The 26119-nt window shown below is 58.4% G+C and carries 21 protein-coding genes; all 21 read left to right on the top strand.

Annotation, left to right across the window (positions count from 1 at the left end; genetic code table 11):
* The coding region (gene traN / locus IBT54_RS23310) for a type-F conjugative transfer system mating-pair stabilization protein TraN (RefSeq protein ID WP_201253196.1) at window positions 1-1654 on the top strand (1654 nt) is incomplete at its 5' end.
* Complete coding sequence (gene traF, locus IBT54_RS23305) at window positions 1654-2451, top strand: type-F conjugative transfer system pilin assembly protein TraF (protein ID WP_201253195.1); 798 nt, start codon at window positions 1654-1656, stop codon at window positions 2449-2451. The genes traN and traF, both read left to right, overlap by 1 nt.
* 10 nt (window positions 2452-2461) lie before the next feature.
* Complete coding sequence (locus tag IBT54_RS23300) at window positions 2462-2932, top strand: hypothetical protein (RefSeq protein ID WP_201253194.1); 471 nt, start codon at window positions 2462-2464, stop codon at window positions 2930-2932.
* A complete protein-coding gene (locus IBT54_RS23295) occupies window positions 2929-3141 on the top strand; it encodes a hypothetical protein (RefSeq protein WP_201253193.1) in 213 nt (70 codons plus the stop codon). Before IBT54_RS23300 ends, IBT54_RS23295 begins: the two co-directional genes overlap by 4 nt.
* Window positions 3131-3754 (top strand): F-type conjugal transfer protein TrbB, encoded by a 624-nt coding sequence (trbB, locus tag IBT54_RS23290; RefSeq protein WP_201253192.1) that lies wholly within the window; start codon window positions 3131-3133, stop codon window positions 3752-3754. The genes IBT54_RS23295 and trbB overlap by 11 nt, the downstream gene beginning before the upstream one ends.
* A 31-nt stretch (window positions 3755-3785) precedes the next feature.
* On the top strand, window positions 3786-4064 hold the full coding sequence (locus tag IBT54_RS23285) for a hypothetical protein (protein WP_201253191.1): 279 nt from the start codon (window positions 3786-3788) through the stop codon (window positions 4062-4064).
* A 34-nt stretch (window positions 4065-4098) separates the two neighbouring features.
* The gene (gene traH / locus IBT54_RS23280; protein ID WP_201253190.1) at window positions 4099-5466 is read left to right on the top strand and encodes a conjugal transfer pilus assembly protein TraH; all 1368 of its coding nucleotides are present in this window, start codon (window positions 4099-4101) and stop codon (window positions 5464-5466) included.
* Window positions 5459-8518 carry a conjugal transfer mating-pair stabilization protein TraG gene (gene traG / locus IBT54_RS23275; RefSeq protein ID WP_201253189.1) on the top strand — a complete coding sequence of 1020 codons (3060 nt, stop codon included), beginning with the start codon at window positions 5459-5461 and terminating at the stop codon, window positions 8516-8518. Before traH ends, traG begins: the two co-directional genes overlap by 8 nt.
* Window positions 8519-8539: 21 nt before the next feature.
* Window positions 8540-9115 carry a hypothetical protein gene (locus IBT54_RS23270; RefSeq protein WP_201253188.1) on the top strand — a complete coding sequence of 192 codons (576 nt, stop codon included), beginning with the start codon at window positions 8540-8542 and terminating at the stop codon, window positions 9113-9115.
* Between the two features lie 129 nt (window positions 9116-9244).
* Complete coding sequence (gene traT, locus IBT54_RS23265; RefSeq protein WP_167432462.1) at window positions 9245-9976, top strand: complement resistance protein TraT; 732 nt, start codon at window positions 9245-9247, stop codon at window positions 9974-9976.
* Window positions 9977-10004: 28 nt separating this feature from the next.
* Window positions 10005-10304: a hypothetical protein gene (locus tag IBT54_RS23260; RefSeq protein ID WP_201253187.1), complete on the top strand. Its 300-nt coding sequence runs from the start codon at window positions 10005-10007 to the stop codon at window positions 10302-10304.
* A 343-nt stretch (window positions 10305-10647) separates the two neighbouring features.
* Window positions 10648-11007: a hypothetical protein gene (locus tag IBT54_RS23255; RefSeq protein WP_201253186.1), complete on the top strand. Its 360-nt coding sequence runs from the start codon at window positions 10648-10650 to the stop codon at window positions 11005-11007.
* A 101-nt stretch (window positions 11008-11108) separates the two neighbouring features.
* The gene (traD, locus tag IBT54_RS23250; RefSeq protein ID WP_201253185.1) at window positions 11109-13730 is read left to right on the top strand and encodes a type IV conjugative transfer system coupling protein TraD; all 2622 of its coding nucleotides are present in this window, start codon (window positions 11109-11111) and stop codon (window positions 13728-13730) included.
* Window positions 13727-19495 (top strand): MobF family relaxase, encoded by a 5769-nt coding sequence (mobF, locus tag IBT54_RS23245; protein WP_201253184.1) that lies wholly within the window; start codon window positions 13727-13729, stop codon window positions 19493-19495. The genes traD and mobF overlap by 4 nt, the downstream gene beginning before the upstream one ends.
* Before the next feature lie 71 nt (window positions 19496-19566).
* Window positions 19567-20364, top strand: a complete 798-nt coding sequence (locus IBT54_RS23240) for a DsbA family protein (protein WP_201253183.1) — start codon at window positions 19567-19569, stop codon at window positions 20362-20364.
* An 874-nt stretch (window positions 20365-21238) separates the two neighbouring features.
* Window positions 21239-22177 (top strand): plasmid replication initiator RepA, encoded by a 939-nt coding sequence (gene repA / locus IBT54_RS23235; RefSeq protein ID WP_201253182.1) that lies wholly within the window; start codon window positions 21239-21241, stop codon window positions 22175-22177.
* 822 nt (window positions 22178-22999) lie between these two features.
* Window positions 23000-23236 carry a DUF2767 family protein gene (locus tag IBT54_RS23230; protein ID WP_201253181.1) on the top strand — a complete coding sequence of 79 codons (237 nt, stop codon included), beginning with the start codon at window positions 23000-23002 and terminating at the stop codon, window positions 23234-23236.
* 173 nt (window positions 23237-23409) lie between these two features.
* Window positions 23410-24243: an RNase A-like domain-containing protein gene (locus IBT54_RS23225; protein WP_201253180.1), complete on the top strand. Its 834-nt coding sequence runs from the start codon at window positions 23410-23412 to the stop codon at window positions 24241-24243.
* Window positions 24243-24557 (top strand): contact-dependent growth inhibition system immunity protein, encoded by a 315-nt coding sequence (locus IBT54_RS23220; protein ID WP_129063545.1) that lies wholly within the window; start codon window positions 24243-24245, stop codon window positions 24555-24557. Before IBT54_RS23225 ends, IBT54_RS23220 begins: the two co-directional genes overlap by 1 nt.
* Before the next feature lie 245 nt (window positions 24558-24802).
* On the top strand, window positions 24803-25036 hold the full coding sequence (locus IBT54_RS23215) for a KTSC domain-containing protein (protein ID WP_033783562.1): 234 nt from the start codon (window positions 24803-24805) through the stop codon (window positions 25034-25036).
* Window positions 25037-25492: 456 nt separating this feature from the next.
* Window positions 25493-26023: a phospholipase D family protein gene (locus IBT54_RS23210; RefSeq protein WP_201253179.1), complete on the top strand. Its 531-nt coding sequence runs from the start codon at window positions 25493-25495 to the stop codon at window positions 26021-26023.
* The last annotated feature ends 96 nt before the right edge of the window (window positions 26024-26119 follow it).

Genomic DNA, 26119 nt, shown 5'->3' with positions numbered 1-26119 from the left:
TTACGGCGGCGTGCAGGGCGGGGACGGCGGGATAAAGGATAAGGGACAGACTCAGATTGGAAGTAACGAAGCGGGGCAGGCGGTCACGGACTCTTCAACCAAGAATCCGGCCGTGACCATTGATCCTAACGCCGACTTTATCCAGAACGGCAAGAATGCGGAGGCGAACAGCGGCTCCATCGTGGACGGTACCAACAGCCAGTGCACCGCGAAAGTCGTGTCGAAGTCAGTATTTGAAAACTTCACCTGCGACAGGGACGTGGCGCAGGTCCAGACCTGTGCCCGCACCGGCAGCGTAATTGTTACGGGCTCAAGCCACACGGAAACCCGGACGATGAATATGCTGCTCAAAAACGCACGGCGCTCGGGCAATCAGATACTGGTAGATTTCACGTTTCCTGAAACGGCTACGCTCGTCAGCGGCACCACGCAGCTGGTTTATACCCCGGCCCCGTCTTATAACTCCGGGGCAGATTATGTCACCTCGATACTGAACAACAATGTAACCCTCCGGTACGGCAAGGGGGCTGACAGCCTGGGTGTCGCAGGACAGCAGGTTAATGCGGGTCAGATTTACTCTGCCGTGATTACCCCTAAAGGGGCCCGACTCGATGCCATCATTAACACGCTCATTAAATACATTAATAACGGCACCACGCTGTTCCACCTCGACGTGACGTTTAACGTGACCGTGTCCGACAAAAAGGCCGACACGACCTGGTCCGAAAGCTGCAGCTTTGACAAATCCCAGGCCACCGCCAGTACCGGCAGCGTCTGCACCGACCCGGGAGGCTCCCGATCTGTTACCTCCGACGGCCAGACCTATACCCAGACGCAGGGCTGCTGGCAGTACCAGGACAGCTACATCGTGCCGGTGAACTCCACCGGTAACTGCGCTCAGCTGATGTCTGACCGGAACTGCACCATTGCCGGCCGCGGCTGTACCGAGGCGGAAGGCGGAACGTGCATGCATGAGCAGGATACCTACCAGTGCCAGACCACCTACAGCTCGCAGGGCCTGCTGTGCGGCGGACAGTATCTCTGTCAGAGCGGCGACTGTGACGGCACTGACGGTGCCGGCGACAGTGGCTTTGATACCGCCGTGGCCAAGCTTGCCGGTCTGGCCTCCGCCGGTGATGACGTCAAAAACGGCGATCAGATAGATATCAAGGCCTTTACCGGACAGGCGCTCTACTGCCGCAAGGCGATGGCCGGCTTCTCAAACTGCTGCGTTGATACCGGCTGGGGGAACAGTTCGGGGCTGGCCAACTGCAACAGTGACGAAATGGCCATCGGTAAAGCGAAGGCTAAAAAGGTTACCGTTCTGGTCGGCGAAGCCTGCAATAAGGCCGTGCTGGGGGTGTGCGTGCAGAAGAAGCAGGCCTACTGCGTGTTCGGCGGCAAGCTTGCCCGCATCATCCAGGAGCAGGGGCGCCGCGATCAGCTGCACGTCAGCTTTGGCAGCGGTGACTCACCGAACTGTCGCGGCATTACGGTTCCTGAACTGCAGGCCATTAACTTTGATCTGATTAACTTCCAGGACTTCTACAGCGACCTCATGGCCAATCAGAAAATCCCTGACTCAGCGACGATGATCAAACAGGCAAAGGACCGCATAGCTGCACAGGTTAACGCGCAGACAGGAGGTAAATAATGAAGCGACTGCTGATTAGCCTTGTGATGGTTATGTTTGCCGGACAGGCGGTGGCGGACGATGCGCCGGCTGCTGACGCGGTGGTGACGCCGGCCGACCCGTTTACCGGCTGGCACTGGTACAACGAGCCGAAGAAAAAGCCGGACCCGCCGGCACCTAAAGCGCAGCCCGCGCCGCAGGTGCCGGACTTCAGCAGGCTGTCACCGTCAGAGCAGGCGGACGTACTTAAGGAGTACACAAAGGAGGCACTGAACAACGCCATCCTCCACCCGTCTGCAGAGCATACCGCCACGTTCCTGCGCTGGCAGAAGTTCTGGACCGACCGGGCCTCGATGTTCAGCCAGTCCTTTGCCGTGGCGCAGCTTGACCATCCGGATCTCGACTACAACCTTGACCATCCGCACTACAACAGCACCGCGCCGCTGCAGCAGGCACGGGACCAGCAGGAGCAGACGCAGGCCATCAGCCAGCTTGCCGGCCAGTACGGGCTGTTCTACTTCTACCGCGGCGGTGACCCGATTGATGCACAGATGGCCGGCGTGGTGGCGGACTTTGCCCGCCTGCGGCACATATCACTGATACCGGTCAGCGTGGACGGCACGGTGTCGCCGCAGGTGCCCGACAGCCGGCCGGACGCCGGCCAGAGCGCGCGCATGGGAATTACGCACTATCCGGCGCTGTTTCTGGTTGACCCCAGGTCAAAAAGCTTCCGTCCGCTCGCCTACGGCTTTATGACGCAGGACGACCTTGCGAAGCGCTTTCTCAATGTGGTCACCGGTTTCAAACCTAACTTCTGAGGACATGATCATGCTGACTCTTTCTCCGGTCTGGCACGGGCGGCTGCGTGCTACGAATCGGGCAGGTAACTTTCTGCTGCAGACGCTGGTTATCCATCCGGCGCTGCTGTTTTTTCTGCTGTTCCTGCTCAGAGCACACAGTTCGGGAGGCGCCGGACAGTGGCTGCTGGATGAGGCCGACGCGCTGGTGCGCGACGCCCCGGCGGGACAGGTGTGGGGCTGCGTATCGCAGGCCATGCCCGTGGAGACCTGGCCGCCGGTTCCTGACACATCACGGGATAAAGCCGTATCGGTCAGCAGTGATATCAGGCCTGCTCCCCCGCCTGTCAAGTGTGTGAAGGCGGCAGAGAGCCGTGATGCATGGGCAACAGAGACTGACATTACGCTGCGCAGCCTCTACCTCACCGGCGTACTGTTTTCCATTATTGCCGGCGTGGCAGTGCGAACCCTGCGCCGCCACGCTCAGGGAGTCCATAAATGAAACGCTTACCTCTTATCATCTTACTGTTTATGTCAGGCATCATTTTTAACTGCCTGCGCCAGCTGCTGGCGTGGTCAGTCAGCTTCACGTACGACGTGCTTGCCGGCGTCTCGGTAGCCTGTCTGGTTCTGGTCGCGCTGGGCCTCATCGCGGAGCTGATTGCCTGGCGAAGGTCGCGCGGCGGCAGGGGAGGCCATCATGAGGCTTAACGTGCTGCTGATGGTACTGCTGACGCTGCCGGTATTCGCACAGGCGTCGGTGGCCTCGGACATTGCTGCGCTTGAGCAGGCGAAGGGGCAGCGCGGTGCGCAGCTGCCGGATTTCGGATTGCCCGGGACCCGCCCGGTGCGTTCGGCACCCGTAAAGCCCCCCAGAATAATGTCCCTCACCGACGGGCGGCAGGTAAACCTGAACGATTATGCGGTGGTGGTCTTTATGCAGCGCGGCTGTCAGTACAGCGCGAAGTTTGACCCGCTGCTGAAGTCCTGGGCTGATTCGGAAGGGATAAAGGTGTACCCCTATACGCTTGATGGCTACGGCGATGCAGCTTTTCCCATTGCGCTTATCCCGCGTAAGGCGGGACCGAATGAGCCGATTGCCGGTGAGATCCTGACATTCTTCGGCAACGGGCTGCCCATCGCAACGCCGACCACCTTTATGGTCAACGTGAACACCAACGTGGCCTACCCGCTGTTTCAGGGTGAGACGGACATGGGAACCATGAGCCAGCGACTGGCGCAGATGATCGAAGCCGATATCGATAACCTTCCACCGGACACGCTGGGTCCGGTTCCGAGCAGTGCCTCACTGACCCCGCAGTAATACGGGCGGCTGTGCCGCCGACGGAATACCCATGACTGAAAAAACGTTAACGCTCTCCCGACTGGAGACTGCGCTGCTGCTTGTCTGCGCCTCACTGCTGGCCGCCGCCGCCCTGTATGCCTGGCTCGCCTGTGAAATTGCCGGCCGTATGGATGGCATGACTTACGGTTCTGACGCGCTGGTGCTCAGCGGTCTGCAGCTTTATCCGCTGCTGTTCCTGTTCTCCCTTGCCGGTGGCTTCGGCTGCGGCGTGCTGACCAGCATCACCCTGCGCCGGCACGGATTTATGAATGAACGGAGTTTTCAATGAAAGAACGTACACACTTGCAGGCGGGGAAAACATCATGAATCTGCGTCAGTTCCTAACAGGCGCTCTGGCTGCGCTTACCCTGAGTGCGCCGGCCTTTGCCGACGTGCAGGGTGACCTGAACGGCTACTTTGGCAGCCTCGGCTTTGACGGCAACGTCTCAAAGGCGCAGGCATGGCAGGGTCAGGCCGCAGGCTACGTTACCGGCGGCTCCATCTATCTGCGTAACCCGGTCAAACAGGTGCAGCTCATCTCAATGCAGGTACCGTCACTCAACGCCGGCTGCGGTGGCATTGACTCCTATCTGGGCGCCTTTTCCTACATCAACGGGGCCGAACTGCAGCGATTCGTTAAGCAGATCATGAGTAATGCGGCTGGCTACGCCTTTGACCTGGCACTGCAGACGATGGTGCCGGAGCTCAAGCAGGCCAAAGACTTTCTGCAGAAACTCGCCTCGGACGTGAACTCCGCCAACATGAGCTCCTGTCAGGCCGCGCAGGGCATCATCGGCGGCCTGTGGCCGGTGTCTCAGGTATCGAACCAGAAAATCTGTCAGGACATTGCAGGTGAGAGCAACATTTTCTCCGACTGGGCGGCGTCGCGTCAGGGCTGCACCGTGGGCGGTCAGGGTGACAGCGTCACCGGCCGGGCGTCCGCCAACATGAAGGATCAGGTGCTGAAAAACAAAAATCTCATCTGGGACGCGCTGGGCCGCAATCACCTGTTCGACGGTAACCGCCAGCTGAAGGAACTGGTGATGAGCGTAGTGGGCTCCATCATCTTCAATAAAGCCGGACAGGTCACCGTCCTGACGCCGCTGGTTGATAACCGCGACATCATTACCGTGCTGATGCGCGGCGGCACCGCGAAGATGTACGGCTGTGATGAGCAGGACCTGTGCCTCGGGCCGACGGTGGCCAGCGTCACGGTCAGCAGCGATGTGGCGCTGGTGACGCAGGTAAGAAACCTGATGATTTCTATCGACAGCAAGCTCACGGCCGATACCGGCCTGTCGGACAGAGAGAAAGGCTTCATCAACACCACCTCGGTGCCGGTGCTGAAATACCTGACCAACTCCCGCAGCATGGGCATGAGCCCGACCTACCTGATACAGGTCGCCGACTTTATCGCGCAGGACATGATGATCCAGTACCTGCAGGAGCTGGTAAAACAGGCGAGCCAGTCACTGGCCGGTAAAAACTTCCCCGAGCAGGCAGCCGGCGAGCTGCGTAACAACGTGCTGGCTGCAACCTCGCTGCTGGCACAGATGAAGCTGCAGAGTACCGCCGACCAGAACGCGCTGGACGGTATCGATCGCAACATGCAGTACCTGCAGCAGCAGGTATCCACCATTATCTCGACGTCCTATCAGGGCAACTATCAGTGGGGAACGGGCAATGACTGAGGTCTGGACCATTTACGGCGGTGACATGTGGCGTCAGGTGTTTAACGGCGTCGTCACCGTTATCGGCAGCGACACCTATGACACGTTAAAACGTATCGCCGGGCTTTTTGGCGTGCTGGGCGTGATCGTCAGCTTCATCAAATCGCGCAACCCGATGGTCTTTGCCAGCTGGCTGGCCATCTTTTTTGTCATCACGTCGGTGCTGCTCGTTCCGAAGCGCAGCGTGCAGATACTTGATGTCACCGATCCGGCGGCAGTTTATCAGGTCGATAACGTGCCGGCCGGCCTGGCCTTCATCGCCGGGCTGACCACGTCAGTGCAGTTCGGCGTGGCGCGGCTTTATGAGTACAGCTTCTCGCGCCCGGACTCGCTGACCTATACGAAGTCCGGCATGCTGTTCGGTTCGCAGATTGTGGCACAGACCACGGACTTCCGGTCACAGAATCCGCAGCTGGCCGGCATGCTTACCGACTATGTGGAAAACTGCGTGGTGGGGGATATCCTGCTGAATAACAAGTACACCGTGTCACAGCTGCTGAACAGCACCGATCCGCTGACGCTGATTACGAATAACCCGAGCCCGCTGCGCGGTCTTTATCAGGATACGGGCAGTGGGCGGCAGTTTATCACCTGCCAGCAGGCGGCTGCGGTCGTCAAAAATCTGATCGGGGCGGACGTGCGCATCGGCGGCACGACCTGGCATGTACTGGCCACGCGCGTGTTCGGCAGCCGCGTCAGCGGGGACACGCTGCTCGGCAACGCGATGGATGAGAGCTACAACTTCTTCTATGCAGGCGGCCTGAGCGCAGCGCAGATTATGCGTAATAATATTACCAATGCGGCCATCCGTGACGGCTGGAAAGGTTTTGCGGCGCGCTCTTCCGACACGGCCAACCTGCTGAATCTGGCCACCGAGTCCAGTATGACCAAGCAGCGCATCAGCTGGGGCGCGGGCGGCGTGATAGCGTCGCGTACGCTGCCGATGTTCCAGTCGCTGATGATACTGGTACTGATTGCGCTGTTCCCGCTGGTCATCGCGCTTGCGCTGGTAAATCACGACATCTTCGGGCTTAAAACGCTGAAGCTGTACGCCGGCGGTTTTGTTTACTTCACGATGTGGCCGGTGATGTTCGCCATCCTTAACTCGCTGGCCAACTTTTATCTGCAGACGAAGACCGGAGCCACGCCGCTGGTGCTGGCCAGTCAGGATCAGGTCGCGCTGCAGCACTCAGACGCGGCCAACATCGCGGGCTACCTGAGCATGTCGATACCGGTGCTCGCCTTTTTCCTGACCAAAGGCGCGGCGTCTGTGGCCTCACAGGCCGTTGGGGGAGTGATGAGCTCGGCGGCGTTTGCGACCGGCGGACAGGCTTCCACGACGGCGGACGGCAACTGGTCGTTTAACAACATGTCGATGGATAACGTCAGCGCCAACAAGTTTGACACCAATATGCTGCGCCGCTCGGGGTCTCAGGGCTTCCAGACCGGTAATAACGCGATGATGACGCAGACGGCGGACGGACACACCGTAGTGGATACCAGCCAGGCGATATCAAACCTGCCTGTCAGCATGCGCTTAAGTTCACTCGCCAGTAGCGGATTCTCCGAGCAGGCACGGCAGGCACAGCAGCAGGCGCAGAGTTCGCTTGATGGCTATAACCACAGCGTGACCAGCGGCTTCCAGCAGATGAACCAGCTGACGCAGCAGAGCGGTAACAGCGACAGCATGACGCAGGGCAGCGACAACAGTGTGGCAACGAATGTCTCTAAAGGCGCGAGCAAAATGCAGTCTGCCGTTGAGAACTATGCGAAGTCGCACAATGTTTCTGAACAGCAGGCCTACAACCAGCTGATGGACATCACCAACCAGGGCAGTGCAGGTGCAGGTGCCAGAGGCTATGTTAAATTTGACTCCGGTGACCAGCTGGCGGGCAAACTCGGCAAGTGGGCAACCGGCCTCAGCGCCGGCGGAGAAGCGAACGTCAATACAGACTGGCGACACACGTCCGGCAGCTCGCACGGTACGCAGGACAGCCACGCTGAGGGCCGTGACAACCGTCAGGACCAGAGCAGTCAGGAGGCGCGTGATTTCCGCGAGGGCGTGGACATGGTGACATCGACCCGTCTGAGCGATTCAGGGAGTCATACTGATAATCAGTCCAGCTCTAACGCTCAGCAGTTCGCAGCGACGCTTAATGATGCGAAGAGTCAGTACCATCAGTACACCGAGAGCAGCACGCGCAGTCAGGAATTCAGCCGCATGGCCACGCTGTCGCAGACGCAGAGCGCCAGCCTGGACGCCAACTACAATCAGGAATTTGTGGACTGGACAACTGCTAAATATGGCAGTGACGCCCAGAACATCCTGACAAACGTCAGAAGCGCGCAGGGCGCGGCTACTGAATTTATGCATGAGCGGCTTGAACCTGAAATCATGCGTAACTATGGCGCACGGACTGACCAGGTTAACAGTGAGCCGCTCCAGCCGGCACGTTCGCTGGATGCAGCAGGGACATCTGCGGACCGTGGAACTACGCTGCCCGCCGGCGCACAGGCTTCCGGACAGGCTCTGTCGGGTACCTCACCGGCTGACAGCTATGGACCCGCTGAAAGTTCGTCGCAGAATGCTGTCGTCAGGAAAGGACAGACAGCTGAAGTCAGCACGCGGCAGGGAGAGCGGAATCTCAGCGGTCCGGCGGGTGTCCCTTCTCAGGAAATGCGAGAAGATTTCCGCAGCGGGTCAAAACGTGTGAGCGAGCAGGCCGCAGGCGCCGGCATTCAGAACAATGTCGCTAATCAGGTCGCAGCACAAAGATCTGGCCTTATGGAAACTGTCAGGGAAAATGATGGCAAAATCGCCGAAAATAAAACCACTGTTCAGACGTCCAGTGATATACTCAGAAATGAGCATCAGGGCGCGGTCAGAAGTCAGCAGATTGGCCGTACTGAAGAGGATTTAAGGCAAACAAAACCTTTGGTTGATGGCAGCGAAACGGATAATTTTACAGAAAAACTTGAACGGCTTAGAGAGCAGCAGAAAAAGGCTTCATAAGCGTATATTGGGAGAGGGAATATGAGTCAATTCACTAAAGCTGAAATTGATGCAGATATGGCAATGCTAACTGAGAAACTTGCTTCTGGGCATACGGTCATAGCCTGTGCATCAGATTTACTCAAAAAGAGTTTTTTCATACCAGCCCTATCGATCTTACTAAGCTTGGTTAATACATGGACGTTTTATTATATTAACTCTCTAAAGTACAAATATGCTTACTCAGAAGGCTATATTGATTTCCTGACTACAGATGGCCTGCTAGTAGTCATTCCTACAGTTATAGTCGGAGTGATTTTTTCAATTATGGCTTACAATAACTTATTGTTATATCTGGCTATTCCTGATGATGTGCGTAAGAAGTCATTATTGTTTAGTCACTTAAGGAAAATCGTTTTTCGTACAATCGCTTTTTTCTTGGCGTTTATGTTTCTTTCAGTGATTTTATCAAGTTTTATCTCATGGTTTGCTTTCGGCGTACCTGTATTAGAGTTTGCTCTTTTATTTGTAGTTAACTTGGTTGTTGGAATGGAAATCAACAGACTCGGTGCAGGTCTTGCCCTCGAAAAAATCAGCAGCCTCATTAAAAAGATTTAAGTTCCCCCCGGCTTCTGCCGATACCCCTTCCGGCACTCTGACGAAGGGGGTTATTTTCAAACTCCCATTTAAAACAGCGTGCCCCGGGGCGCGCCTGTCCCGTTTTTTCCGTTTAACAAGGATACGTCAATGAAAAACCGCAACGCCTTCGTGGCAGCAATCGCTGCTGCCTCTCTGATGCTTTCCGGATGCAGTGCCATGAGCACCGCCATCAAAAAACGCAATCTCGATGTCAAAACGCAGATGAGTCAGACCGTCTGGCTGGAGCCATCCAGTCAGAAAACGGTTTACCTGCAGGTGCGTAATACCTCCGATAAAGACATGAGCGATCTGGAGCCGATGCTGGCGCAGGACCTGCGCGCAAAAGGCTATACCGTGACCTCCAGTCCTGATGCCGCCTACTACTGGATTCAGGCTAACGTGCTGAAGGCAGAAAAGATGGACTTGCGTCAGACGCAGGGATTCCTGTCAACCGGATATGAAGGTGCCGCTACCGGTGCCGCGCTGGGCGCAGGTATTACCGCCTACAACAGCACGTCCGGCGGTGCCATTCTGGGCGTAGGCCTTGCGGCAGGCCTGGCGGGTATGGCAGCGGACGCAATGGTGGAAGACGTTAATTACACAATGGTGACCGATCTGCAGATTTCCGAACGCAGCAAGGCCGCCGTGACCACGGATAACGTGGCGGCGCTGCGCCAGGGTTCATCGGGCATCAAGCTGCAGACCAGCAGCGAAGAAGGCAACCGCATGAAATATCAGACCCGCGTCGTTTCAAATGCTAATAAGGTGAACCTGAAGTTTGAAGAGGCTAAGCCTGTGCTTGAAGCGCAGCTGGCCAAATCTGTCGCAGGTATTATGTAAAGCCAGACGCCTGTTCCGGGAGGCCTGAGTGCGTAATTCTGGCGAGACATCAGCGACGTCATTGACTGTCATCATTACCGTCTCGTTCCTGGCGCTTTTGTGCTCGCTGACGCTTATCGCGCTGACAGACGACTGGCTGCTGGACAATCTGAGTGCGGCATTACGGGTTTATGATGCTGTCCGCGGGGCACCCGGGGCCGGGTCGCTTCGTCACTTTATGATCGGAGCCATGTTTCTGTACGTGCTGACCGTAAGTGTTTGTGGCATAGCTTTCGCTGCGGCGCTCCGGATAACCGTTATAAAGATATGGCGGCTTGCAGGGCGCTGAAATTCCTGGTATTACTTAACGACCGGTTGTAAAGCCGGCGGCATGCGCCTTAAGGGGAAATAAGAAAATCTCTCCTGACAACGGGGCGCCTGCCGACCCCCGTCTGCGCCCCCCGGGCAGCGGACACCGGGGCAGCATCAACACCACGGGTGCTGCCCTCCTCCCTTACGGGACCTCATATTTCCACGTTTCTCCCTGATATACGGGGTAGCGGAAGCGTGGCTCAGATTTAACCGACCTATATCCCTCATGCTCAGCGGGGTGCCTTCCCCGCAGCGTGCCGGAGTCTGCGTTGTAACGGCTGTACTTCATCCCCGACCTTAACTTTTTGAAGGAAATACCTATGCTCACTCTCAACGGTGCGGCACGCACATTTGTTATCTGGTTAACCCTGTGTTTCGCCTGGAGCGCCATCGTGCTGTGGCAGTCCGGGCCGGATATCGTAAAAACCATCATGTCACACAGCCATCTGTATGCCTGGGACCTTGCCACCCGAATGGCACAGGGCGACATGATGCCGCCGGGGGTTATCACGCTGCTGCTGGTTCTGCTGGTCATGACTGCCGGCTGCGTGCTTTCCGCGCTCACGCTGGCCTGCTGGAATCTGTTTATCTTCGCCTGTGCTATCCCCGTCATGGCCGGCATCTGGCTGCTGCGCCGGGCGGGGCTTATCAGCACCCCTGCGTCCGTCACGCTGGAATAATCTCCGGGGCCTGAGCGGCCCTCTCTGCCACTTTTCTTTGTGCCGTCAGCCTGCCCGGTTTTTCCGGGCGGGCTGCGCCTGCGTGCTATCCGGAGTTCCCCATGAGTTTTACACCCAAATACCTGACGCAGGGCGGCCAGATGACGGCCTACCGGCTGCGCATGTTTGTGCAGGTCAGCAACTGGATTTTTCACTGGATGCTGCTGCTGTTCGTAGTGGCCACTGGCGTGCTGTTCTGGCTTACGACGCCGGATGACGTGCTCCGTAATGGCTTCTGGTACTGGGCAGCGTGGCCCAGCCACTCTCTGCTGGGCCTGTCACCGCGTGCGGCTGAAGCCACGTGGGACATCTTCTGGCACTGCGATGAAAGTGCGCAGCTGTGCACGATAAAGCTGACGCCGGCGCAGCTGCTGGCCAATCCGTGGATGCAGGACATGGGCCGCCAGTTTCTGACGAACCTGCGCTTTATCGCCAGCGCCTGCGGTATCACCGCCAGCCTGCTCTGGTGCCTCATCGCCTGGTATGTGGGGCGCATCGGTAAGCGGGAGAGTGAGGACGAGTTTATCTCGGGCATGACCCTTACTGACCAGCCTAAAGAGGTCAACCGGCTGCTGAAAAAAGCCGGTCAGAAGTCCGATCTGCAGATTGGCGGCCTGAACATGGTGAAGAACGCCGAGATTATGAACTTTCTCATTCACGGCACAGTTAATGTAGGCAAGTCCACGCTCATCCGCTGGCTGCTGGACTATATCCGCCGGCGCGGCGACCGCGCGATTGTTTACGATTCCGGCGGCACCTTCATCGAGACCCACTACGACGAGCGCCTGGATAAAATTCTCTGCGCTCACGACAGGCGCTGTGAGAACTGGGTGCTGTGGCGCGAAGCGCAGGACGTGGTGGACTACGAGAACATGACGGCCGCGCTGATGCCGGTTGAGGGCGACTCCGACCCGTTCTGGGTGTCCTCATCGCGCACCATCTTCAGCGACACGGCCATGCAGTTCGCGTCCCGTCCTGACCGCAGCATTGAGGCGTTCCTGAAAACCTGTCTCTCCATCGACCTGAAAAGCCTGCGCGAGTTTCTGAAGAACACCCCGTCGGCCAACCTGGTTGAGGAAAAAATCGAGAAAACCGCCATTTCCATCCGCTCGGTGCTGACCAACTACGCCAAGTCGCTGCGCTATCTGCAGGGGCTGGACAAGGAGGGTAAGCCGGAGTTCAGCATCCGCGAGTGGATGACCGATGCGCAGTACGACAGTAGCTGGCTGTTTATCTCCACCACGGCACGCCACCGCAAGGCGGTACGCCCGCTGATAACCATGTGGCTGTCGATGGCCACACTGCTGCTGCAGAGCATGGGTGAGGACAGCGACAGGCGCGTGTGGATCATCGGCGATGAAATTGCCGGCCTGCAGAAGATACCCGAGTTAAACGAGACGCTGGCCGAGGGGCGCAAGTTCGGTGCCTGCTTCGTGATTGGCATTCAGAACATGCCACAGCTGATCCACATCTACGGCCGCGAGATGGCCAAAGCCATTTTTGACCTGCTGAACACCCGCGCCTACGGCCGCTCACCCAGCGCTGAGGTGGCCAAAATCGTGGAGGAGGAACTGGGACATCAGCGCCGGCGCGAGGCGCGCGAGCAGAACAGCTACGGTCTTGATCAGGTGCGCGATGGTATCTCCATCAGTAAGGACAAGGTCAACGAGCCCATCGTGGACTACGACCAGATCATGAGGATGCCAAACCTGCAGTTCTATGTGCGCCTGCCGGGCGAATACCCGGTGGTGAAGCTGAACCTGAAGTATCGCAAACAGAAAAAATATCACCCCGCGCTGATTGAGCGTGACTTTCATGACCGGCTGAGTCCGGAGCTCGAACAAATCATCAAGAGCAACGAACGCAGCTCCCGCGCGGCGAACATTTCGTTTCCGACCGGCGAAGAAATACTGGAAAACGGTGACCGCACCACCGCCACATCCGGGCCGGAGACCGTGCCTGCTTCACCGGCTGCCGCACCGTTAAAAGCTGAGCCGCCCGTGAGCCGTCCGATTTCACCTGCTGAGCGGGAGGTTGTGACGCCAGTACCTGCTGCGACGCCGGCTCAGGCACGACCCGCATCAGAAGCTGTGAGTGATACGCCGCCGCCCTCAAACGTGCGCCCGTTCCCGCTACGTACTGTACCCGCGCCGGTCATCGCGGCTGAGGCTGAGCCGATACCGGCAAAGCAGGCTGCGGCAGAGGCACCGCCTGAAACGAAAATGACGCCGCCGGCACCTGTCCGGCCGGTCACGCCGTCAGACACCGGGGGAGAAGCGTCGCCATCGGAAACGCCGCAGCCCGCAGTACGACCCGTTATCAGACCAAAACCGTCCGGACCCAGCGCACTCGATATGCTGGCGCGCCGTAAAAGCCGGGCTACAGCAGCAGAAAGCAGTGAAAGCAACGCTGAGGAGGCGGTGCCGCAGGACGGCGCGGCGCAGGGTGAAGCGCCTGAGCTCAGCATGCAGATGGAAAAAGACGACGGCGGCCGCCTCATCGTCCGGCACATCAGCCCGCGAAAAACCGACCAGGAAAAGCGCGAAGAGGCTGATGCCCGGCAGTACAGCGACGCCAACGCACGCATGGCCGATGACGAAAAAAACATCCTGCGACATCGCGACGACTACGACGCGTATCAGGAGATGAGTGACATCCTGGACCCGGGAGGGTATGAACGATGATGACCGTTGCTCCGGTGGCTTCGGCCGCCGACGCTGCCGGCTACTACAGCAGCAAGGATAACTATTACTTTCTGGATGACATGCCCACGCAGTGGATGGGTGAGGGTGCGCGTGAACTCGGGCTTGAGGGGCCGGTTGATTTGGATACGTTCACGGACATTCTGCACGGCAATCTGCCCAACGGCGTGATGCTGGGTAAGGAGGTGCAGGGTGCCCACGTGCATCGTCCGGGGCACGACTTTACCTTTTCAGCACCCAAAAGCGTCTCGATGCTTATCCTTGCCGGCGGCGATAAACGCCTGCTGGAGGCACACCATGACGCAGTAAAAGAGACGCTGGCCATCATGGAGCAGACGGTAAGCGCCCGGGACACGAAGGAGGGCGTCACGCGCATCGTGACCAGCGGAAAAATGGTCGCCGCCCTGTTCACGCACGACACCTCCCGCAACCTCGATCCGCAGATCCACACGCACGCGGTGATGGCCAACGTCACGGAGCTGGACGGCAAATGGAAGGCGCTGGCCACCGACACCATTCACGGTGCCGGCTTTATCGAAACGGCATACCGCAACCAGATAACGTACGGCAAAATTTACCGTAATGTCCTTAAAGGTAAGGCTGAGGCTATCGGCTATGAAACCGTGCCGACCGGCGGCCGTCATGATTTGTGGGAGATAAAGGGCTTTACGGAAGCGGTGCTGGATGAGTTTTCCTCGCGCCACCGGGAAATCCACGCACGCGCCGGCGAGGATGCCTCGCTGAAGAGCCGCGACGTGGCCGCACTCGATACGCGCCAGCGTAAGCAGGACATCAGCCGCTATGGTGAGGACGAGGCGGCACCGGGGCGCACCCGGCCTAAATCTTCCTCCATACCCGTGCAGGCTGAGCCTGCGCCGGAGCGGGCTGCGGCAGTAACAGATAAAACCCCTGCAACAGCGGATAAAGAAACGTCAGCACCGTCAGCAGAGGATAAAGACTTGCCGGCAGAACGCGGACCGGAGAGCACGTTGTCAGCTGCAGAAGAAGTCTCTGAAACAGCAGGTAAAGAATTTTTAACGCCGTCAGTACAGAATAAAGACGGGCCTGCAGAGCCTGCGCCGGAAAGTACGCTGTCAGCCGCTGAAACAGCGGATAAGGACATATCATCGCCGTCAGCACAGGTTAAAGATGACCCGATCGCTAAACCCGAAACTGCTGACGGTCGTGCCCGGCTGCAGGCGCGCTGGCAGCGTCAGATGGAAGATACCGGCTTTGACATTCAGGGCGTCATGAATGAAGCGCGTGAACGTGAAATGTCCCGTCCTGAAGCGGGTGAGGTGCAGGACGCCCCTGTGCCGGCGATGGACGCGGTCCGCACCGCCATTTCCGTGCTGAGCGACAGCCGGACCCGCTTTACCTATGGTGATCTGTTGCTGACCGCCCACGATGCGGGTGAAACGCAGCAGAAGCTGCCAGACCTGCGCAGGGCCATCGATCAGGCAATCAGTGAAGACCTGCTGACACCGCTCGACGGCGAAAAGGGCGTGTTCACCTCACAGATCCACCTGCTTGATGAGCTCTCCGTACAGTCGCTGACGGCCGAAATCCTTAGAGAGAATAAAGTGGCGAATATGCGCATCTTTTCAAAAGCGCCGCCGGCACATCTTGAAAAAGCGGCGCGAGCACCGGTGGCCATTCTGAATGCGCCAGCTTCCGTGCAGCGCCTGCGCGAAACTACCGAGGAGCTGGTGACAATGTCACGGGAGCAGGGGCGGGACGTGAAAGTGCTGTCCAGCTCCGCAGAGCGTGCGCTGAGCTTTGGGAAATCCCCGCTGCTGAAGAACGATTTGCTGTCGCGCAGCCGCGTGCTGGACAGCACGTTCAGCCTCGGCGTGCAGAGCACGCTGATTATTGAGGGCGCGGAAAAACTCGGGCTGAAGGAAGTGCTGGTTCTGACCGCCGAGGCGCGGGAAAAGAACGCGCAGCTGCTGTTCCTTGACAGCGCCGGCCGTCAGTCTAATGCCAGTGCGCTTTCCGTACTGGCTTCAGCCGGGGCGGAGCGCCTCACGCTGAGCACCCCGGCACCTGAAATGGACGTCCGGGTGCTGAGTATTCAGGACAAGCGCGAGCGGTATCAGGTTCTGGCCGATCGCTATGCCGAACTCAGCGGCGGAGACGCGCCTGTAACCGCTGTCGTGACGGGTGCCCGTGAACAGCAGCAGCTCACCAGCGTCATCCGCGACGCGCTGCAGAACGCCGGCAAACTCGGGCGTGATACAGCAGAAGTCGAGGCTCGCAGCCCTGTTTTTGCCTCTGCCAAAGAACGCCGGCTTCCGTCTACCTACCGGGCAGGTATGGTACTTGAAGATCGCACGGAAAAAGAGGAAACGCGTCACTATGTCATCGATCGTGTGCATGAGGATACGCGCATGCTGACCCTGATTGACGGTGACGGCGTGCTGAGCCGGGTGAAGATGACAGCCCTGACCGGCGACTGGCGCCTGTTCACGCGCGTCACCCTCAGCGTGGCGCCAGGTGAGCAACTTTTTGCGCTCGCGGCCGATAAAGAAGCCGGCGTCAGGGCCCGCGATCGGCTCAGGGTAACGTCGGTGGAAAATGGCATGCTGACGGTTCAGCGGGACGGGCAGAAGCGTCAGCTTCGCCTCAGTACGGATGGCCCTCTATACGTTACCCACGGTTACGTCAGCGCGCCAGGTAGCCGGGACAGCGAGACGGGTACGGTGCTTGCATCACTTGGCGCCCGCGACCTGTCCGCCAACATGATGAATTCGCTGGCGCAGTCCGGAAACAAGGCTGAAATTTTTACCGGCGAAGCGCTGGGTCGTGCGGAAGAAAAACTCGGGCGCCTGCGGGATAACCGTACACCGCTGGAGCTGGTCCGCCAGCTGAGCGGCCGCGAGGAGGCCGGTGAAGCGATGGACGCGTTGAAAGCCGGCATTCAGACCGATGCGCAGAAAGCGGTCTCCCGGGCAGTATCTAATATGCGAGATGTCGCTTTTCCGTTTGCGCAGCTGATAGAAAAAGCGGCCGAATTTCTTGGCAGCACAGGCGGGGTCGGCGGAGAGATAGTCCGATTAGAGCAGGCCGGGGAGCTCATTAAGGTGCCGTATGACGGCGAAATCCGCTATGTAGCCCGCGCCACATGGGAGATGGAGAAAGCGATCGTCAGGGAAATTGAGGCCGGAAAGAACGCCCTGACACCGCTGATGACCAGTGCCGCAGCCGTGCTGCCCGCCAGCCTGACAGCCGGACAGCGCGACGCGTCCGCACTTATCCTTGAGAGTGCTGACCGCTTTACGGCGGTACAGGGTTACGCAGGCGTAGGTAAAACCACGCAGTTTGACGCTGTCAAAACGGCCATTGATACACTGCCCGAAACCGTGCGGCCAGTCGTTATCGGCCTCGGGCCGACGCACCGTGCTGTGAAAGAAATGCGCAGCATCGGTATTGAAGGTCAGACCATGAAGTCATTTCTGCTTGACTGGCAGCAGCGCACCGCCGCCGGCGAAAAGGTCAGTTATGACAATACACTCTTTCTCATCGACGAGGCCTCCATGCTGGGTAATCAGGACACGGCTGAGGCCCTGCGCGCCATCGCGGCGGGCAATGGCCGAGCGGTCATGGTGGGCGACGTCGCTCAGCTCGAATCACCGGAGAGCGGTGCCCCCTTCCGCCTCCTGCAGGAGCGCAGCCCGATTGATGTTGCGGTGATGAAGGAAATCAAGCGCCAGCTCAGCGACGATCTGCGCGGCGCGGTTTACAGCGTCATTGAGAACAAGGCCGCGGCGGCGCTGGAGAAAATTGACCGCGTATCCCCTGCCGTGGTGTCGCGTCAGGCGGGCGGCCAGGCGCCGCAACGTTCCGTTATTGAAGTTCCGCCGCCGCCAAAGGATGAAAATGGCAATGAACTGCCCGGCCCCGACGGAAAAAGGGCGCCCCTTGTCCATGACGTAATCGTGGCCGACTACATGAGCCGCACGCCGTCTGCACGTGAAGATACGCTTATCGTGACCTCACTGAATGACGACAGGCGCGCACTGAACGCGGGTATTCACAGGGCGATGACGGAGGCAAATGAGCTGGGCGGAAAGGCGGTCCTGGTGCCGGTGCTTGAGCGGGTTACCAGCGGACGCCATGACTTTAACAGGTTTGATGCCTGGAAGGTCGGCCATATTGTACTGAGCGGCGATCGTTACCTGAAGGTCACAGGCCTGGACCGCGGCACGAAGAACGTGCTGCTGCGGGACGAGGATGGCCGGATGCGCTATTACTCGCCTGCCGAGCTTAACGCGACTGAAATCGAGGTTTTCTGGCAACAGACCCTTGAACTGCGTACTGGTGACAGCGTCCGTATGACCAAAACTCAGCGGCAGGCAGGCCATGCGGCGCATGAACAGTACCGGGTGACGGCGCTGCATGACAATGGAAATGTCGTACTGAAAGGTGCGTCAGGTGAGAAGGTGATTTCTCCGGGCAATACTCTGGCTGACCAGCATATCGACTATGCGTGGGCGGTGACCGGTCATGGTGCTCAGGGCGCAAGCAGTCGCTTTGTTATCGCGCTGGAGAGCGCCACCGGCCGCCGTGGCATGATGAGCGGAATGCGGGCATTTTATATCAGCCTGTCGAGGGCTAAAGAGCACGTGCAGGTTTACTCCGATAACGTGGAGCTCTGGAAAAAAGCATTAATCCGGGAAGAAAAGGGCTTTAAAACCGCCCACGATGCGCTGTCGCCGGAAACTGAGCGTAAGCTGGCCCGCGCCATCTGGACGATGGGCCAGCCGCTGACGAAAACCGCCATCGGGCGGGCGTTTCTGAACGGTAACGGACTCGGCGGCGCACCGGTTACGGCCCGCATTATTCCACCCACACGCAAGTATCCTGAGCCGCATCTAGCCTTGCCGGCTTATGACGGTAACGGCAAAGCAGCCGGCCTGACGCTGGTTCCGCTGCGCCATGAAAAGGGCGTCATTAATCCCGGCCAGCCCCGCCAGCTGGCAACGGAGGGGGCACAGGCCGCCATGCTGCAGAAAAGCCGCAGCGGCGAGGTCCTGCTCGTCAGCGATCTCACACAGGGATTTGCCGCAGTGCGCGAAAAGCCGGAGGCGGGAGTCCTGATCGTGCATGACCGGCAGCTGCCGTCTGCACAGCTGCTGAAGGTGGCGGGTGGCAACATGGAAGAGCTGCGCCGTCCGGACGCCACGCTTCTGAGCCTGGTGAAAGCAGAACTGGGAAATATGCTGGGTGACCTGCCAGTAAAAATGAGAGATGCAATTCAGGTGGCCGGCCAGACTGATGTGAAATTTGAGCTTCCGTCGCATATTGCCCTGCAACTGGCCGAAAATATCCGGGAAAAACTGCCGCCACTCCCGGGCGAAAGTGCTCAGGATTATGAGGCTTTGATCAGGCGTGCCTCTCAGGACCTCATAAACAGTGGCGCAGGGGTAAATGATGCATCTGTAAACCTTGTACTGCGTGCGTTATCTGTCCGGGAGCTGCCCGCTGGTTTAATGGTGCCTGCCAATGCAGTCAGAGATGTGAGTATCCCCGATTCCGTTATGCGCGACATCAGGGAAGAAATGGCAAGGTCACAGCCCGGGGACAAAGACGCCCGGTATGGTATTCCGGTCCGGGAGGTGGCAAACGCCGCCCGCGAGCTCGACCGGCAGGCGCAGGTCAGCCTGCCACCTGAAGCGCGGGGGCGGGAGCCAGAGAGGGAGTTACCTGCACCGGAAATCACCCGTCACATACAGAAAGAACGTTAATATCCTTTATGGCCGTCCTCAGTGCGGCCTCGTCACCTTCGGCCTGCCTCCGCAGGCATATGAGATAAATCATGAAAAAGACCCTTAAGATGGCCAGCATTGCTCTGGCCATGAGCACAGCTTTGTTTACAGTCCAGGCCGGTGCCGCCGGTGCTGACGCGTTTACCCCGGAGCAGCAGGCCCGCATCGGTGAGATTGCTGCGGACTATCTGGTCGCGCACCCGGACGTGCTCATTGAGGTGAGCAAAAAGCTGCAGGCACGACAGCAGGCCATGCAGCAGCAGGCTTACGTGCAGTCAGCGCTGAAAACACACCGGCTGCTGATGCAGCTGGATGGCGTGCCCGTTAAAGGGCCGGCGGACTCAAAAGTCATTGTGACCGAGTTTTTCGACTACGAATGCAGTGCCTGCAGCATGATGGCGCCGGTGATGGAAAAGGTGATGGCTGCAAACGCCGGCGTGCGCTTTGCGTTCCGGGACTGGACAATCTTTGCCGCCCGCTATCCGGAGTCATCGCAGGCATCGCACCGCGGACTGGGCGTTTACCGGAAGCAGGGGGCAGATGCGTACATGGCATTTCACAACAGTATTTACCGCACCGGGCATAACGAAGGAAAACTGACGGCAGAAGACATTGAGAAGGTCGCCGCCGCGGCCGGTGCAGGTGCGGCTTCAGACGAGGATAAAGCTGTGTCTGACCACGTTACGGAGAACAATGCAGTCCTGGCTGAGATGATGGGGCTGAGGGGAACGCCGGGCATTATCGTGATGCCGGCCGAAAACGCCACGCCGGACAACATCACGGTTATCCCGGGTGTGGTCAGCGAACAGGTCATGCAGCAGGCCATAGCGCGTGCAGAAAAGGGATAAAAAAACCCGGCCTGCGTGGCAGAGGGCCGGGCACACTATCCCAAAACGGAATAACACCACCAAACAAAGGAAATCCCGTCGGGAGCATGAGCCAGCATACGACATGCTGTCAAACCATTTACCGCATGTGGCCATAAAAAATCCCGGCCCGGGGCCGGGAAGGTGAAACCTGTCAGTCTGCCCTTTAGCGCCAACCAATAGGCATTGTCCGGGGTATCGGCTATTCCGCCAGAACCTTTACCCCATGACGGGCACGCCGCTCAGGCTGTTCGTTCCTCGCGGTGCTGCGGTACGCCTCAGCCTGACCGCCCTGCCCGTCGTAAGTTAAAAGCGATTGTCCGCGACCCGCCACAGCCGGCTGCCTGAATATCAGTGAATACCTCTCCCGGACATCGCCCGGGTATCACCGTCCCGCCAGACGCGTGATTTGGATTAAGTCTGCCCGCAGATGTGAACCCGGTCACGGTAAAGTTTATCGGTGAACTTTTTTTATCCATACGATTCGTGCTATGTGCAAACTGTGCTGGATTTAAACGGGTGAGATGGGTATTCTTTTCAGAATTCGCCGGGCGGCGATCCTTTTCAGATCCCTGTCGATTACTGTGGTGGTTAACGACGGGGTGTGCAGTAAACCTGTGGCCGGACATGCGCGGCGCGGGAAAGAACTAACCGGATGGGACGTATCCGCAAAAACGTCCAGGGTATGGAGCCCACGTTTCACCGGGCTCTGAATGCAAAAACCCCCCGAAATCTGTCATCAACTTGGCGGAAGAAGCAGAAATCAGGGGGTCCAAAAGCAGGCGGTGCGCCTGTGAAGGATTATAACGCATGCTATTCATAAGACAACCCCTGTCCGCCATAAGTACGGGACAGGGTGAATGACCAGATTTTAATCGGGTTAAACCGCCCGAACCTCAAGAATGACGGACGCCACCGCGGCGATCACTCCGTCGCCTGCAAGTGCTCAGACCCTGAATGGTTTGCACCCGGTAACTTCCGGCGCCTGCCGGGACAGATGGGGCACGCTATGAGCCGGCTCGTTATGAAAGACAGACGCACCGGCAAAATGATGCTGCGCCAGCGCATGTCCCGTCACCCGTATTTTGTGCAGCTGCGCGAAGCCGCTGGCCGCAAACGCGATTTCCGGCCGGAAAAGCAGGCGCTGTACGATTCGACCTGGCCGCTGGTTATTCAGCGTGCCGATCTGGCCACCTCTGTTGTCACCTTCAACGGCAGTAAGCTGGCCGACGAGCTCAGCCCGAAAGACGAAAACGGCAACGTTATACCGGAAACGCGCGTTGAGCCATCCCGGCTTTCGCGCCTGTTTGAGGAATGGGAGCGTTTTGGCCTGATTGAGCGTCCGGACCTGGAAACGGACCCGGCCACCGGCTACTGTATGCCACGCCACATCGTCCTGACGGACCGCTTCTGGCAGCTGTGCGGCATCGACATGGATAAGTTCCTGGCTGAACGTAACGCCCGCCTGGCGGCAGAAGCCGACGGCATTATTGAGCCCGGGACGCACGCCTCCGTGCGCGCCGCGCGCCGGCGCTGGTATGAAAACATGCGCATGGCCACGCTGGTGAGCCGCCGTGAAAAGGCGTCCCGGAACAAGCGCCGGAACAGGCTGGGTAAACTTTCTCTCGATGACAGGCGCAATGCGATGGCCAAACTGCTGCGCATGCGACCGGCGCACGAGTGGATGAAACTCTCCCCGGATGAGTTTGACCGCCTGGTCTGGAAGAGTCTCCGCCAGCTCGATCTCGGGGTGGACTACGAGCCCGCCCTCCCGGTACCTGACCGGGTACACTAGCGCCTCTTCCTCTGTTTACCGCCTTGACTGGCGGTAAGGCCGTTTGTGCCGGGGACAGAACGCCGGTTCTGAGCGTGCGTCCCGCCGTTAATTCCGCCTCAAAAAAGCAGATATTCCGCCCGACGGCTACGGCCGTTATTTTTATCCACAGTTACCCGCAATTAATATGCGCGGTTTACCTGCAACTACTGTCGCTGTTACCTGCAAGATATATCAATTAAAAAATCTTCATAAAGATAAGGTGTTTTTCATGCAGGCATTCTGCGGGGATAAGTAAATGCCTTCGCTCACAGCGGCCGCAGGCGTCCGCGCCGCTCAGAGTCTGAAAGAGCTCCCGCTGACGCGGGCCCCGGACCGTGTAGTTAGTTACAACAGTCAAAGATGCACTGTAGTCAGGCACCGCGCAGGCCTGAGACCACAGCGCCCCTCTCGGGCCGGACCCGCGCCGGACCTGAAGCCCGGTTGCCCCCACTGACCAGCCGCCGCCGCCCGGCCCAAAGGGCCGGAACTGCAGTGGCTGATTAATGGGTGTTGTAACTAGTATGTTCTGAACTGCGGTGGGAGGAGCCGCGGTTTCTTTCTTTCGTCTTCGACCGTCAGGCTGATAAGCTGCTGACAGGCCGCTGCGTAAACGGCGTCTGGCAGGAAGGGGTTGGGGTTTTGCCACCATCAGCCCTGTAACCGGCTCTGCCGGGCTTACGGCGCCCGATGGCATCTGAGCCGTCCTTAACAGTTTCTGGCGCCTCCATGCCGCTGACGCGGCATTCAAGGGACAGGCTGCGCACTGCTCACCTGTCCGGCTACGTCTGAGAGGTACACGCTATGCAGGTAACTGAAGAAGAACGACGGTATTCTGAAGAGGCACACCGTCTGCTGGGTGAAGCCGTCCTCATGCTGGCCGATGCGGGACTTGAAACCACCCGGATACGGCTTGCGGGGATATTCCGCGCGGAGCTCGATATACCCGGAAAATGGACACCGGGTATGGCGGACGTCCTGCAGATCGTTATTGATAAGCTGGAAATTCTTCCGGATGTGAACAACGCGGAGCCGCTCTGAAAGCCTGGCCCGATATCACTCCGGTTATCACTGGTATTGAAACCGATGGCCGTACCTCTGTTATTCACTGTGCCCTCTGAAGATAAGCGGAGAAACGCCACCGGTTTGCAACCTGATGCCGTGCCGGTTATAAATTGAGTAAATGACGTGCCGGTTACGAAAAGGAGGATGCTGTGGAAGAAGAACAGGGACTAAGGATAGCGCTTTCGCCGGTGCAGCTGGCAGCCGTACTCTCTGATCGCAGCGTCAGTGAAGGTGAATCAGCCAGTAACCGTATATCCGGCGGGCTGGGGCTGGCGGGTGGCGTGGTGGAAATGTTCGGTGCAGGCGCCCTGTGCGTGGTGCCGGAGCCCACCATGCTGACCAAAGCCGGATGCGTCTTTGTCGGAACGCACGGACTTGATACCCTTCAGGCCAGTCTCCGGCAGGTCTGGACCGGCAGGCAGGTCAGTACCGATACCTTTAATTCCGCTGTGGGGCTCGCGGAATCCCTCGGTGCTGACCGCCAGACCGCCATGAAGGTCGCCCTGACGGTCGATGTCGCCATACCGATGGCGTTTGCACTGGCGGCCGGGGCAGAGCGGGTCATTGCCGTACGCCGCGGGCGGTTCAGAATCGCTGAACACGAGTCGCTTTCGGGACGTGCGCCCGGTGGCCACACCATCGGGCGACACATCGGTAAGTCGCCGGATGAGCTGCGCGAAAGGCTTGTCAGGGAGCCCAGGCTTGAAGAATCCAGCAGCTTTAAATCACTCCGTGAGGCAGAGGTAATCATCAGCCGGGTGCTGGCGGACAATAAAAATCAGATAGCGATGTGGGTGAAGAACGTTCCACCTGGCATGCGGGCCCGCATGCGCCTGAGCCGGCGGTTTGCGCACCCCACGGGGATTATGGTACGCAAAGGAAATCAGGAGACCGTTACCTGTTATGCCGTCCGCGTGGTGATTGATTTCAGGTCGTTTAACGGTAAACCCTGTTTTATTCTGACTGCGTTTCCGGAGGTATAGTGGACCGTATCAGCATCAGCGAACTGGATAATTTTATCGGCGTCTATTTCGGTCAGGATTACGTTATGGCCGAACCCGGGCATGAGATAGAGCCCAAAATTCAGGCCTACATTCACGACATGCCCGACGCGAATCTTCACGCCCTGCTGGCAGACATTGAACTGTTTCTGGACGGGTGCGACGATACCGAGCTGGATTTCCGGGCGCATTATAAGGGGGAGTTTGTGCCGGCGAACTGGGACACCACGGCGCAGGCGTTTCTGGCGCGGGTACAGGCCAGGGTGTCTGCCGCGCTTAAAAACCGTGAACGCTGATATCCCGCCGTCGATCCCCGCGAAGCAGTCAGCATTGCCGGGCCCCTGTTCCTCCGGGTTTCCTTTTTACAGGCTACAGTGAACGCCCCGGGCGGCTCAGAATAACGGACATGCAGCGGACGGGCCGCCAGTGAACAGCCGGATACAAACCACTGTATTTTACCCTGCACGGGCATTCTATACGTGCGACCCGCACTTTTACGATCAACGATTTCATTCATCCGGGACCTGCCAGGAATAACGCCATGAACAGACATGAAGTGACGTCTGCGCTTTTCAGCAGCGCGGGATACGATGCGACCACCGGCGTGCTGGAGTTGGAGTACCGGAACGGCGCGTGCCGGCGCTGGCTGGCCGTGCCGGCAAAGGTGTATCAGGCCTTCTGTGCGGCCGCAGACAGCGACACTTTCTTCAGGACCAGCATTGATGGACGCTATCTCTCCGTGCGGGGCAGCCTCAGCCTGCGGCGCGACGTCTGAGGCCATCATCTGCGCGTACGCATCATAGTTCTCCCGCGCCTGCTGGCGGCAGTATCGGACGGGTGCCCTGCGCTCAGCCCGTACCCGGTAGCCACAGCGGCGCTGCCGGGCTGAATCCGTCAGCGTGGCCTGCACCCATGACCAGAACGCGCGTCCAGCCTGCGGCGTCACACTGTAGCCGGCCTTTTTCATGATTTTACGGGCAATGCTCTCACTCCATTTGCAGATGAGTGAAAGTGCCCCGTTAATATCACCGCGTGATGTGAGCATGTTTATTTCGTGAAATTCGTTCATGGTTCCCCCGCTCCCTGTGTGAATTATATTATCGGCAGGGATTAATAATGACTTAACCCGCATTTGTTATATTTTGTTGCGACAGTAACAGGGCGTTATTTAATTAAATAAATGCGCTACGTGATAGAATGGTGACTTATTTCTCCTGCAGGGCGACTATCGATGATTAAATATAAACCCGGAGTAATAGCGCTATGCGCGATTGCATTTGTGCCCTGTTCGTTCTCTGCGGTGACGGCAGGGTTCTCTCCCGGCGGCACGGCGCTGAACCTGATACTGCAGTTCGCCGGCAGCGCGCGCCAGAGCGTGGACGTGGCGGCCTATGACTTCACCAGCCAGCCCGTGGCGCAGGCGCTGGCTGCTTCCGTGGCGCGGGGCGTGACGGTACGGCTGGTTGCCGATGAAAAGAAAAGCCGGGACCGGTGGTCACTCGTCAGCGCGCTGGCCTGCGCGGGTGTTCAGGTGCGCGTCAACGGCATGTACAGCATTATGCACAATAAATTTATTGTCACTGACGGAAGCGCGGTGGAAACCGGATCGTTTAATTACACGTCATCGGCTGAAAAAAGAAATGCTGAAAACGCGCTGGTTATTAGGGATGAGCCGGAAACCGCTCAACAGTATCAGACGGAATTTAACCGTCTGTGGAATGAATCTTCGCCTGTAATGTGCTCTAAAACAGAAAATAATTAAGTTTGTATCGTAATCTTATTTTTTTCTGCCGGACATTAGCATGAATTCTGAGTACGCGCGGATGTAATTGACATGGCGTAAGGATGGCATCGACGT

Origin of the sequence: Pantoea sp. S62 (assembly GCF_016658625.1) — a bacterium.
GTDB lineage: Bacteria > Pseudomonadota > Gammaproteobacteria > Enterobacterales > Enterobacteriaceae > Pantoea > Pantoea vagans.
The sequence above is the reverse complement of the archived record's forward strand: the minus strand, read 5'-3'. Positions and strand labels throughout refer to the sequence as shown.

Bases quoted from the DNA above. Each gene is read 5' to 3' on its own strand.
- traH (WP_201253190.1), top strand. From the start codon at position 4,099: ATGAATCTGCGTCAGTTCCTAACAGGCGCTCTGGCTGCGCTTACCCTG.
- traG (WP_201253189.1), top strand. From the start codon at position 5,459: ATGACTGAGGTCTGGACCATTTACGGCGGTGACATGTGGCGTCAGGTG.
- IBT54_RS23210 (WP_201253179.1), top strand. From the start codon at position 25,493: ATGATTAAATATAAACCCGGAGTAATAGCGCTATGCGCGATTGCATTT.
- mobF (WP_201253184.1), top strand. From the start codon at position 13,727: ATGATGACCGTTGCTCCGGTGGCTTCGGCCGCCGACGCTGCCGGCTAC.
- traT (WP_167432462.1), top strand. From the start codon at position 9,245: ATGAAAAACCGCAACGCCTTCGTGGCAGCAATCGCTGCTGCCTCTCTG.
- IBT54_RS23270 (WP_201253188.1), top strand. From the start codon at position 8,540: ATGAGTCAATTCACTAAAGCTGAAATTGATGCAGATATGGCAATGCTA.
- traD (WP_201253185.1), top strand. From the start codon at position 11,109: ATGAGTTTTACACCCAAATACCTGACGCAGGGCGGCCAGATGACGGCC.
- traF (WP_201253195.1), top strand. From the start codon at position 1,654: ATGAAGCGACTGCTGATTAGCCTTGTGATGGTTATGTTTGCCGGACAG.
- IBT54_RS23300 (WP_201253194.1), top strand. From the start codon at position 2,462: ATGCTGACTCTTTCTCCGGTCTGGCACGGGCGGCTGCGTGCTACGAAT.
- IBT54_RS23230 (WP_201253181.1), top strand. From the start codon at position 23,000: ATGCAGGTAACTGAAGAAGAACGACGGTATTCTGAAGAGGCACACCGT.
- IBT54_RS23215 (WP_033783562.1), top strand. From the start codon at position 24,803: ATGAACAGACATGAAGTGACGTCTGCGCTTTTCAGCAGCGCGGGATAC.
- IBT54_RS23255 (WP_201253186.1), top strand. From the start codon at position 10,648: ATGCTCACTCTCAACGGTGCGGCACGCACATTTGTTATCTGGTTAACC.
- IBT54_RS23240 (WP_201253183.1), top strand. From the start codon at position 19,567: ATGAAAAAGACCCTTAAGATGGCCAGCATTGCTCTGGCCATGAGCACA.
- IBT54_RS23285 (WP_201253191.1), top strand. From the start codon at position 3,786: ATGACTGAAAAAACGTTAACGCTCTCCCGACTGGAGACTGCGCTGCTG.
- IBT54_RS23295 (WP_201253193.1), top strand. From the start codon at position 2,929: ATGAAACGCTTACCTCTTATCATCTTACTGTTTATGTCAGGCATCATT.
- trbB (WP_201253192.1), top strand. From the start codon at position 3,131: ATGAGGCTTAACGTGCTGCTGATGGTACTGCTGACGCTGCCGGTATTC.